We start from the raw sequence: 10,564 nt of genomic DNA on the forward strand, positions 1-10,564 counted from the left end.
ATGGGTTATTTCTGGGCAGCTTTCTGATCCCAACTCGGAATCTTGAACACCCAGAACGACCCACCCTGTGCCACCGGCTTGGTCAGCTCGGCCATGTCGCCACCCCACAGCGGCACTGCGCCGCCATAGCCGACGGTGACGCCGATGTACTGCTCGCCATCCTGTTCCCAGGTGATCGGTGGCGAGACGATGCCGCTGCCGGTCTGGAACTTCCACAGTTCCTTGCCGGTTTTCGCGTCGAAGGCCTTGAAGAAACCGTCGCCGGTACCGGTGAACACCAGGTTGCCCTTGGTTGCCAGCACGCCGGCCCACAGTGGCAGGTGTTCCTTGTGCTCCCACACCACCTTGCCGGTGGTCGGGTTCATCGCCCGCAAGGTGCCGACGTGATCGTCATACATGCGCTTGATGCGGAAACCCATGCCCAGGTACGCCGAGCCCTTCTTGTAGTTGACCTCTTCGGTCCAGTATTCCTCTTTCCACTGGTTGCCCGGAATGTAGAACAGACCGGTGTCCTGGCTGTAGGCCATGGGGTTCCAGTTCTTGCCACCCAGGAACGGCGGCGAGACTTCCACCGGCTTGCCCTTGGTTTCACCCGGCAGCGGCTTGGCCGGACGCTGGCCTTCGTTTTCCACAGGGCGGCCGGTCTTCAGGTCAATGTGGCTGGCCCAGGTGATGTTGTCGACGAAGGGGAAGGCGTTCTGCAGCTTGCCGTTGTTGCGGTCGACCACATAGAAGAAGCCGTTGCGGTCGGCGTGGCCGGTGGCCTTGATGACCTTGCCGTCCTTGTCCTTGTAGTCGAACAGCACCAGTTCGTTGTTGCCGGAGAAGTCCCAGGCATCGTTCGGGGTGTGTTGGTAGAACCATTTCACTTCGCCGGTACTGGGGTCGACGCCGACCTGGCCCGAGGTGTAGAGGCTGTCGAAGTCGTGGGGATTGCCGTCCTTTGACGTGCGCGCCCAGGTATTCCACGGGCCGGGGTTGCCGGCGCCGACGATGATGGTGTTGGTCTCGGCATCGAAGCTCGCGCTCTGCCAAGGGGCGCCACCGCCGTGGCTCCAGGCTTCGACCTTGCCGGTTTCGGTGGTCGGGTCATCTGGCCACGACGGCGCCTTCACATCGCCGGTCGGGGTGCTGTCCTTGCCGTTCAAGCGGCCCATGTGGCCTTCCACGAACGGACGCATCCAGACTTCTTCACCGGTGTCGGGGTCGCGCGCATACAGCTGGCCGACCACGCCGAATTCATCGCCGGAGCTGCCGTGGATCAGCAGCACCTTGCCGCTGACCTTGTCTTTGATCAGCACCGGGGCGCCGGTCATGGTGTAGCCGGCGGCGTGGTCGCCGAACTTCTTGTTCCACACCACTTTGCCGGTGTTTTTGTCGAGGGCGATCAGGCGCGCGTCGAGGGTGCCGAAGTAGATCTTGTCGCCGAAGATCGCGGCGCCGCGGTTGACCACGTCACAGCACGGGCGAATGTTGTCGGGCAGGCGGTGGTTGTAAGTCCACAGGCGTTTGCCGGTCTTCGCATCGAGGGCGAACACACGGGAGTAGGAGCCGGTGACGTAGACCACACCGTCGCTGACGATGGCCTGGGATTCCTGTCCGCGTTGTTTTTCGTCGCCGAACGAATAGGACCATGCCGGCGTGAGCTTGAACACGTTCTTGTCGTTGACCTGCGCCAGGGGGCTCCAGCGCTGGGCATTGGTGCCCATGCCGTATTGCAGCACGTCCTTGGTGGTCAGGTGATCGTTGGCGATGTCTTCCCAGGTGACATTACGGGTTTGCTTGGCGACGGCAGGTTCGGCGGCTGCAAAGCTCGCAGCACTGAGGCACAGGCTGCCCACCAGCACAAAAGCTTGCACGGCAAGGCTTAGCGGTGAGCGGGCGGGTAGCGATCTTATTGTCATGGTTGCAGTTCCCAGTGGAGGTTTTGGCCTGCACAGGTTGCTGCCTGGCTGGGTTGGCGAATACGGAAAAAGTCCCGGTGTTGCCGGGACAATTTCCCGAACCGCCTCTGATTTAGCAGTGCCCCACAAGGCCTGCTACCAACGGATGAGAACCCGCCCACCAAAGCAGCATACGGGCGCTGCCGGGGGCTTCCTAAGATGGTTGCCATAGCCTCTGCCAAGAGGTTTTGCGTGCACTCCTGAGGGAAAAATAATGACAACAAAACGCAACGCCTTGATCACCGCCTGCCTGCTCGCCGGTGCAATCAATACCGGTTCGGTCTGGGCCCATGGCAACGTGACGCCCACCGCCGTGGAAACCAAAGGCCTCACCCCGATCAAGGATGCCGGCGTGCCGGTGGACGCCGATGGCTGGGCCGCCACCAACCCCTATCGCACCACCGCCGAGCATGACAAGGCCGTCGAAGTCGGCGCCTCGGCGTACAACCAGAACTGCGCGGCGTGCCATGGCCTGGAAGCCAAGTCCGGTGGCATCGCCCCCGACCTGCGCATGCTCGATGCCGGTGACGCCGGGGATGAGTGGTTCGTGGAACGGGTGCGCCACGGCGCCGTGCGCGATGGCCGGGTGTACATGCCGAAAATGGCCGATTACCTGAGCCAGGAAGCCCTGTGGGCGGTGCGTACCTACCTCGACAGCGTGCACGTCGAGGAGTAAGCCGTGGGCCTGCGCGGGTGGTGGGTATGCTGTTTGCCGATGCTGGCCTGGGGCGCGCCTGTCGACCCGGTGCCCTCGGTGATGTGGGCCTACTATCACCAGCGTTTTCTCGACAATGCGCCGTTCGTGTTCGACGAGCGGGTGAAGGTAATGGCGCCGCCGTTCGCCGAGGACGCGCGGCAGGTGCCGTTGGAAATCGACGCCCGCGCCTTCAAGGGTGACGTGGTCAAGATCCTCGCCTGGGCCGAGCTGAATCCGCTGCCGCAGATCGTCGACTTCCAACCCGTGGAGCGCGTGCTGCCGTGGCTGTCGATCCGGATTCGCATCGAACAGGCCACGCCGTTACGCGCGGCGGTGTTGACCCGGGATGGCCTGTGGCACGTGGGCTCGACTCTGATCGATGCCGCCGGCGGCGGATGCACGGCGCCCAGCGTGGTGCGCACCCAGCCCGGTTGGGAAGACCACCTCGGCGAGGTGCTTGGCGGGCGTTACCCGCTTGCCGAATTCAGCCGCGTGAAGCTGCAAGTCGCCCACCCGATGGATAACGGCATGGTCAGCGGCATTCCCGAATTCTTCATCAACCAGGCCGAACTGCACGGTGCGAATAACCAACTGTTGGCGCGGCTGGCGCTGTTCCCTGCGGTCAGCGAAAACCCCAGCCTGGCCTTCGACATCGAGGGCGCCGGGCCCACGCGCCTGACCCTGCGCGACACCAGCGGCAGCCAGTTCGAGGCGGCCATCCCATGACCCAGCGCTGGATTCTGCTGTGGCTGCTGCTGTTCAGCCTACCGGTGCTGGCCGAGTTGGACTACGGCCTCAAGCCGCGTTTGATTGCCGACAACACCTGGCTTTTGGAAGGCAGCACCGACAACTTTGCCAAGGACAACGGCGGCAATATCGTCAACGTCGGGTTCATCGTCACCGAACCTGGCGTGGTGGTGATCGACACCGGGCCGTCCAAACGCTACGGCGAAGCCCTGCGCCAGGCCATCGCCCGTGTCACCGACAAACCGGTGATCCAGGTGCTGCTGACTCACCATCATCCCGACCACGCCCTGGGCAACCAAGCCTTCAAGGACGTGCCGATCGGCGCCCTGGCCGGCACCACCGAGCGATTGCATGAGCAGGGCGACAGCCTGGCCGAGAACCTGTACCGCAGGGTCGGTGACTGGATGCGCGGCACCGAAGTGGTGTTGCCCAACCAGACCCTGCAACCCGGCGTAAAAAGCTTCGGCAGCCACGACCTGCAACTGCTGCAGCTGCGCGGCCATACCGGTGATGACCTGGCGATCTTCGACCAGAAGACTGGCGTGCTGTTTGCCGGTGACCTGGTGTTCTACCAGCGTGCGCTCACCACGCCTCATTCACCGGGGCTGTCGATCTGGTTGGCGGATCTTGCCACCCTGCAAGGCTTGCCCTGGACCCTGATCGTGCCCGGCCACGGCCCTGTCGCGAGCGACGCCAAACCCTTCGAGCAGATGCGCGACTATCTCGCCTGGCTCGACCAGTTGCTGCGTGACGGCGCGGCCCAGGGCAGCGACATGCCCGAGCTGATCCGCAGCCCGATCCCCGAGCGATTCGCCGCGATCAGCCTCAGCCGCTATGAACTGATCCGCAGCGTGACCCACCTGTACCCCCACTACGAACGCACCCAGATGCAGCCCATCCACACCCAACAATAAGCAGAGGCCTCACCATGATCTACGCCCAACCTGGCACCCCCGGCGCCATCGTCAGCTTCAAGCCGCGCTACGGCAATTACATCGGCGGTGAGTTTGTCGCGCCGATCAAGGGTGAGTACTTCACCAATACTTCGCCGGTGACGGGTGAAGTGATTGCCGAGTTCCCGCGCTCCAGCGCCGCCGATGTCGAGAAGGCCCTCGACGCCGCCCACGCCGCCGCCGATGCCTGGGGCAAGACCTCGGCCCAGGACCGTGCCCTGGTGCTGCTGAAAATCGCCGACCGCATCGAGCAACACCTCGAAGTGCTGGCCGTGGCCGAGACCTGGGACAATGGCAAGGCCGTGCGCGAAACCCTCAACGCCGACGTGCCCCTGGCCGCCGACCACTTCCGCTACTTCGCCGGGTGCATCCGCGCCCAGGAAGGCGGCGCCGCTGAGATCAATGAACACACGGCGGCTTATCACTTCCATGAACCCTTGGGCGTGGTCGGGCAGATCATCCCGTGGAATTTTCCGTTGCTGATGGCCGCCTGGAAACTCGCCCCCGCCTTGGCGGCCGGTAACTGCATCGTGCTTAAACCGGCCGAGCAGACGCCGTTGTCGATCATGGTCTTCGCCGAGCTGATCGGCGACCTGCTGCCGCCTGGCGTGCTGAACATCGTGCAGGGCTTTGGCCGCGAAGCCGGGGAGGCGCTGGCCACCAGCAAACGCATCGCCAAGATCGCCTTCACCGGCTCCACCCCGGTGGGTGCGCACATCATGCATGCGGCCGCCGAGAACATCATTCCGTCCACCGTGGAGCTGGGCGGCAAGTCGCCGAATATCTTCTTCGAAGACATCATGCAGGCCGAGCCGCAATTCATCGAAAAAGCCGCCGAAGGCCTGGTGCTGGCGTTCTTCAACCAGGGTGAAGTGTGCACCTGCCCGTCGCGGGCGCTGGTGCAGGAGTCGATCTACGAGGCGTTCATGGCGGAGGTGATGAAGAAGATCGTCAAGATCAAGCGCGGCAACCCGCTCGACACCGAGACCATGGTCGGTGCCCAGGCGTCCGAGCAGCAATACGACAAGATCCTCTCCTACCTGAAGATCGCCCAGGAGGAGGGCGCGGTGCTGTTGACCGGCGGCGCGGCCGAGCGTTTGGAGGGCGACCTGTCCAGCGGCTATTACATCCAGCCGACCCTGCTCAAGGGCCACAACAAGATGCGCGTGTTCCAGGAGGAAATCTTCGGGCCGGTGGTGGGCGTGACCACCTTCAAGGACGAAGCTGAAGCCTTGGCGATTGCCAACGACAGCGAGTTCGGCCTGGGCGCCGGCCTGTGGACCCGCGACATCAACCGTGCGTACCGCATGGGCCGGGCGATCAAGGCCGGGCGCGTGTGGACCAACTGTTATCACCTGTACCCGGCGCATGCGGCATTTGGTGGGTACAAGAAATCCGGGGTAGGGCGTGAGAACCACAAGATGATGCTCGACCATTACCAACAGACCAAGAACCTGCTGGTGAGCTACGACATCAATCCGCTGGGTTTCTTCTGATTCAACGCGGTCAAAACTGTGGGAGCGGGCTTGCTCGCGAAAGCGGTGGATCAGTCAACCTATATGTGGCTGACACACCCTATTCGCGAGCAAGCCCGCTCCCACATTTTGACTTCTGTACATTCGCGACTAATGCAGTGTCTTCGCTACTTCGAAAGTAGTATTCGCCCCCTCAACCACCCATGCATTAATGCCCTTACCGGAACCCTCCGGCACAACAAGAGGATTGCCCCCATGTGGACCAAACCTGCGTTTACCGACCTGCGTATCGGCTTCGAAGTCACGATGTACTTCGCTAGCCGCTGATCGCGGGAGCGGCTGGAAGGATGCCTCTTTGGTCTGATTGCATTCGCAGCCGGATCGGTTAGTGTGGAGCGCATTCTTCCAAAATAATAAAAACAGGCTTTCCAATGAGCCAGACCCTGAGCCAACTGCGTAAATTCGTCTCGCCTGAAATCATCTTTGGTGCCGGCTGCCGGCACAACGTCGGCAACTACGCCAAGACCTTCGGTGCGCGCAAGGTGCTGGTGGTCAGCGACCCCGGCGTGATCGCCGCCGGTTGGGTGGCCGATGTGGAAGCCAGCCTGCAAGCCCTCGGCATCGACTACTGCCTGTACAGCGCCGTTTCACCCAACCCCCGCGTCGAAGAAGTCATGACGGGCGCCGAGGTGTACCGCGAAAACCATTGCGACGTGATCGTCGCCATCGGCGGCGGCAGCCCCATGGACTGCGGCAAGGCCATTGGCATTGTGGTGGCCCACGGACGCAGCATTCTTGAGTTCGAGGGCGTCGACACCCTTCGCGTGCCCAGCCCGCCGCTGATCCTGATTCCCACCACTGCCGGCACCTCGGCGGATGTCTCGCAGTTCGTGATCATTTCCAACCAGCAGGAACGCATGAAGTTCTCCATCGTCAGCAAGGCGGTGGTGCCGGACGTGTCGCTGATCGACCCGGAAACCACCGCCAGCATGGACCCGTTCCTGTCTGCCTGCACTGGCATCGACGCGCTGGTGCATGCCATCGAGGCGTTCGTCTCCACCGGCCACGGCCCGCTCACCGACCCCCATGCGCTGGAAGCGATGCGCCTGATCAATGGCAACCTGGTGCAGATGATCGCCAACCCCACGGACATTGCCCTGCGTGAGAAAATCATGCTCGGCAGCATGCAGGCCGGGCTGGCGTTTTCCAATGCGATCCTCGGCGCGGTGCACGCCATGTCCCACAGCCTCGGTGGTTTTCTCGATCTGCCCCACGGCCTGTGCAACGCGGTGCTGGTCGAGCATGTGGTGGCGTTCAACTACAGCTCGGCGCCGGAGCGCTTCAAGGTGATTGCCGAAACCTTTGGCATCGACTGTCGCGGCCTCAATCACCGGCAGATCTGCGGGCGGCTGGTGGAGCACCTGATCGCGCTGAAGCACGCCATCGGCTTCCACGAAACCCTCGGCCTGCATGGGGTGCGCGTGGCGGATATTCCGTTCCTGTCCCAGCATGCGATGGGCGACCCGTGCATCCTCACCAACCCGAGGGAGTCGAGCCAGCGTGATGTCGAGGTCGTCTATGGCGAAGCTCTCTGACGACCAGCAGCGCGCGCTCGCGGGGCTACTGGGGCTCAGCGACCAGTCGGCCCGCAAGAGCCATTACCCGGAGCTCACCGCGCGGTTGGATGAACTGGAGGCCGAGCGCAAGCGCTATATCCGTCTCAACGACGAGTTGGAGCAACGCGTCGCTGCACGCACCGATGAGCTGTTGGAAGCCAACCACAACCTGCAACAGCAGATCGCCCAGCGCGAACAGATCGAACAGGACCTGCGCGACGCCCGCGACGCCGCCCAGGCCGCCAACCGCAGCAAGGACAAATACCTCGCCGCCGCCAGCCATGACCTGCTGCAACCACTGAATGCCGCACGGCTGTTGATCGCCACGTTGCGTGAACGGCAGTTGCCCAGTGTCGAACAGGTGCTGGTGGAGCGCACGCACCAGGCGTTGGAAGGCGCCGAGGATTTGCTCACTGACTTACTGGATATCTCGCGGCTCGACCAGGCGGCGGTCAAACCGGATGTGGCGCTGTATCGCCTCGACGAACTGTTCGCGCCGCTCGTCTCGGAATTCCAATCAGTGGCCCAGGCGACCGGGCTGAACCTGCGGGTGCACACCGGGCGTTATGCGATCAGCACCGACCTGCGGCTGCTGACGCGGATCCTGCGCAATTTCCTCAGCAATGCCTGCCGTTATACCGACGATGGCTGCATCCTGTTGGGTGCCCGTAGGCGCGGCGATCGTTTGCGCCTGGAAGTGTGGGACACCGGGCGTGGGATTGCGGCGGACCGGCTGCAGGCAATCTTCCTGGAATTCAACCAGCTCGATGTCGGCCGCGCCTCCGACCGCAAAGGCGTGGGGCTGGGGTTGGCGATTGTCGAGCGAATCGCCGAGATCCTCGGGTACCCCATCGCCGTGCGTTCCTGGCCGGGGCGGGGCTCGATGTTCAGCATCGAAGTGCCGTTGAGTGATGAGATGCCGTTGCCGATCAGCCAATTGCCGGTGCAACCGACCACCGGCAATCCGCTGCCGGGGCGGCGTTTGCTGGTGATCGACAACGAAGTGAGCATCCTCGAAAGCATGCGTGCGCTGCTCGGGCAATGGGGCTGTGAAGTGGTCACCGCCACCGATCAGGCCGGTGCGCTGTTGGCCTTGCAAGGCAGGGCGCCGGAGCTGATTTTGGCGGATTACCACCTGGACCATGGCGTGGTGGGTTGTGCGGTGGTCAAGCAGCTGCGCGAGCATTTTGCCTGCAAGATCCCGGCGGTCATTATCACGGCCGATCGCACTGACCAATGCCGCCGTGCGTTGCGCCGCCTGGACGCACCGTTGCTGAACAAACCGGTCAAACCCGGCAAGTTGCGGGCGGTGTTGAGTCAGTTATTGGCCTAGGTCAACAGGTCCCAGATGGTTTTGCCCCATGCTCAAGGCTTGATCTAGAGCCTTGGAGCACCCGATGAGCGCGGCATCCTATAAATTACCCCTGGGCCTGGTGGTCGCCGTGCTGGTGATGGCCGGCGTGCTGCTGTTGCCGCTGCCCGCCGACTTGCCGGTGGCCGGGCATCGCATGCTGGCGATCCTCGCGTTTGCCGTGGTGGTGTGGATCACCGAAGCGGTGTCCTATGAAGCCAGCGCGATCATGATCACCTCGCTCATGGCCTTTCTGCTCGGCACCGCGCCGTCGCTGCAAGACCCTACCCATTTGATCGGCAGCAGCCCGGCCATCAGCATGGCGCTGACCGGCTTCTCCAACCCGGCGCTGGCGCTGGTGGCGGGCGCATTGTTTATCGCCGCCGCCATGACCCACACCGGCCTGGACCGGCGTATCGCCTTGGTCACCCTGAGCCGCGTCGGCACCAGCACCCGACGCATCCTGCTGGGGGCGATTGCGGTGACTATTTTGCTCAGCCTGGTGGTGCCCAGCGCCACGGCGCGCAGTGCTTGCGTGGTGCCGATCATGATGGGCGTGATCGCTGCGTTCGGCGTGGACAAACGCTCGAACATTGCCGCCGGCATCATGATCGTGGTGGCCCAGGGCACCAGTATCTGGAACGTTGGTATCCAGACCTCCGCCGCGCAGAACCTGCTGACCGTTGGCTTCATGGACAAGATGCTTGGTCAGCGCGTGTCGTGGATCGACTGGCTGATCGCGGGGGCGCCGTGGGCGTTGATCATGTCGGCGGTGTTGCTGTTCCTGGTGCTCAAATTGTTGCCGCCGGAGACCGACAGCATTCCCGGTGGCAAGGAGGCGGTGGCGCAATCGCTGGTAGATATCGGGCCGATGACCGGGCCGCAGAAGCGCCTGTTGACGGTGTCGGTGATGTTGCTGCTGGCCTGGGCCACGGAAGGGCGTTTGCACAGTTTTGACACCACCTCGACCACGTACGCGGGGTTGGTGTTGCTGTTGCTGCCGGGTATCGGCGTGATGACCTGGAAAGATGTGCAGTCGCGGATCCCGTGGGGCACGGTGATTGTGTTCGGGGTGGGCATCAGTCTGGGCACGGCGCTGTTGACCACCCAGGCGGGGCAGTGGTTGGGGGCTGCGGTGGTGGCGCACACGGGGTTGGATCAGGTGGGGCCGCTGGGGGTGTTTGCGATTCTGGGGGCGTTTTTGATTGTGATTCATTTGGGGTTTGCCAGTGCGACGGCGTTGACCTCGGCGCTGCTGCCGATTTTGATTGCGGTGTTGCAGACGTTGCCGGGGGAGTTCAGTCGGCTGGGGATGACGATGCTGTTGGGGTTTGTGATGAGTTATGGGTTTATTCTGCCGATCAATGCGCCGCAGAATATGGTGTGTCTGGGGACGGGGACGTTTACGGCGCGGCAGTTTGCCAAGGTGGGGGTTTTGGTGACGCTGGTTGGTTATTTGTTGATGTTGGTGTTTGCGGTGACTTACTGGAGTTGGTTGGGGTGGGTTTGATTGGGTTGGGTTGGGTGTATATCCGTTATTTGGGTAACGGCTGCTTATGGTTCCGCTCTTACAGCGGGTCACTTTTTGAAGAGCGCAAAAAGTAACCAAAACGCTCCGCCCCAACACTCGGCACCTCGCCTAGGCTCGGTGTGCCCGAACGCAGGCTTGAATCCGTGGGCCGCCGCGATGGGCCATCCTTGGCCCAGCGCGGCTAACCCGGCGTCCTGCCGGGTTACCCACGGATTCAAGCCTGCGTTCGGCCAGCGTGTTTGACGGGGCGC

At 62.9% G+C, this 10,564-nt stretch carries 9 protein-coding genes; 8 read left to right on the top strand and 1 reads right to left on the bottom strand.

The genetic code is table 11. The features are described 5' to 3' along the window. Positions 1-5: 5 nt before the first annotated feature. Positions 6-1,904: a quinoprotein ethanol dehydrogenase gene (gene exaA / locus ACP7EW_RS29605; protein ID WP_426221658.1), complete on the bottom strand. Its 1,899-nt coding sequence runs from the start codon at positions 1,902-1,904 to the stop codon at positions 6-8. Between the two features lie 253 nt (positions 1,905-2,157). Here exaA and pedF point away from each other — a divergent pair, with 253 nt between their 5' ends. The 8 genes from pedF to ACP7EW_RS29645 all read left to right on the top strand — a co-directional run bounded on the left by pedF (position 2,158) and on the right by ACP7EW_RS29645 (position 10,292). Next, complete coding sequence (gene pedF, locus ACP7EW_RS29610) at positions 2,158-2,619, top strand: cytochrome c-550 PedF (RefSeq protein ID WP_426221659.1); 462 nt, start codon at positions 2,158-2,160, stop codon at positions 2,617-2,619. 39 nt (positions 2,620-2,658) lie between these two features. Then, complete coding sequence (locus tag ACP7EW_RS29615; protein ID WP_426221665.1) at positions 2,659-3,366, top strand: quinoprotein dehydrogenase-associated SoxYZ-like carrier; 708 nt, start codon at positions 2,659-2,661, stop codon at positions 3,364-3,366. Then, positions 3,363-4,301, top strand: a complete 939-nt coding sequence (locus ACP7EW_RS29620; protein ID WP_426221660.1) for a quinoprotein relay system zinc metallohydrolase 1 — start codon at positions 3,363-3,365, stop codon at positions 4,299-4,301. Before ACP7EW_RS29615 ends, ACP7EW_RS29620 begins: the two co-directional genes overlap by 4 nt. Before the next feature lie 14 nt (positions 4,302-4,315). Further along, positions 4,316-5,836, top strand: coding sequence for an acetaldehyde dehydrogenase ExaC (exaC, locus tag ACP7EW_RS29625; protein WP_426221661.1), 1,521 nt, complete (start codon positions 4,316-4,318; stop codon positions 5,834-5,836). 234 nt (positions 5,837-6,070) lie between these two features. Further along, a complete protein-coding gene (pqqA, locus tag ACP7EW_RS29630) occupies positions 6,071-6,142 on the top strand; it encodes a pyrroloquinoline quinone precursor peptide PqqA (protein WP_010209364.1) in 72 nt (23 codons plus the stop codon). A gap of 104 nt (positions 6,143-6,246) precedes the next feature. Continuing rightward, a complete protein-coding gene (gene ercA, locus ACP7EW_RS29635; RefSeq protein ID WP_033899789.1) occupies positions 6,247-7,410 on the top strand; it encodes an alcohol dehydrogenase-like regulatory protein ErcA in 1,164 nt (387 codons plus the stop codon). Then, complete coding sequence (locus ACP7EW_RS29640; protein WP_426221662.1) at positions 7,394-8,764, top strand: ATP-binding response regulator; 1,371 nt, start codon at positions 7,394-7,396, stop codon at positions 8,762-8,764. The genes ercA and ACP7EW_RS29640 overlap by 17 nt, the downstream gene beginning before the upstream one ends. A gap of 64 nt (positions 8,765-8,828) precedes the next feature. Further along, positions 8,829-10,292, top strand: a complete 1,464-nt coding sequence (locus ACP7EW_RS29645; protein WP_426221663.1) for a DASS family sodium-coupled anion symporter — start codon at positions 8,829-8,831, stop codon at positions 10,290-10,292. Positions 10,293-10,564: the final 272 nt, after the last annotated feature.

Origin of the sequence: Pseudomonas sp. DWRC2-2, assembly GCF_049897885.1 — a bacterium.
In the GTDB taxonomy this organism is placed as follows: domain Bacteria; phylum Pseudomonadota; class Gammaproteobacteria; order Pseudomonadales; family Pseudomonadaceae; genus Aquipseudomonas; species Aquipseudomonas azotoformans_A.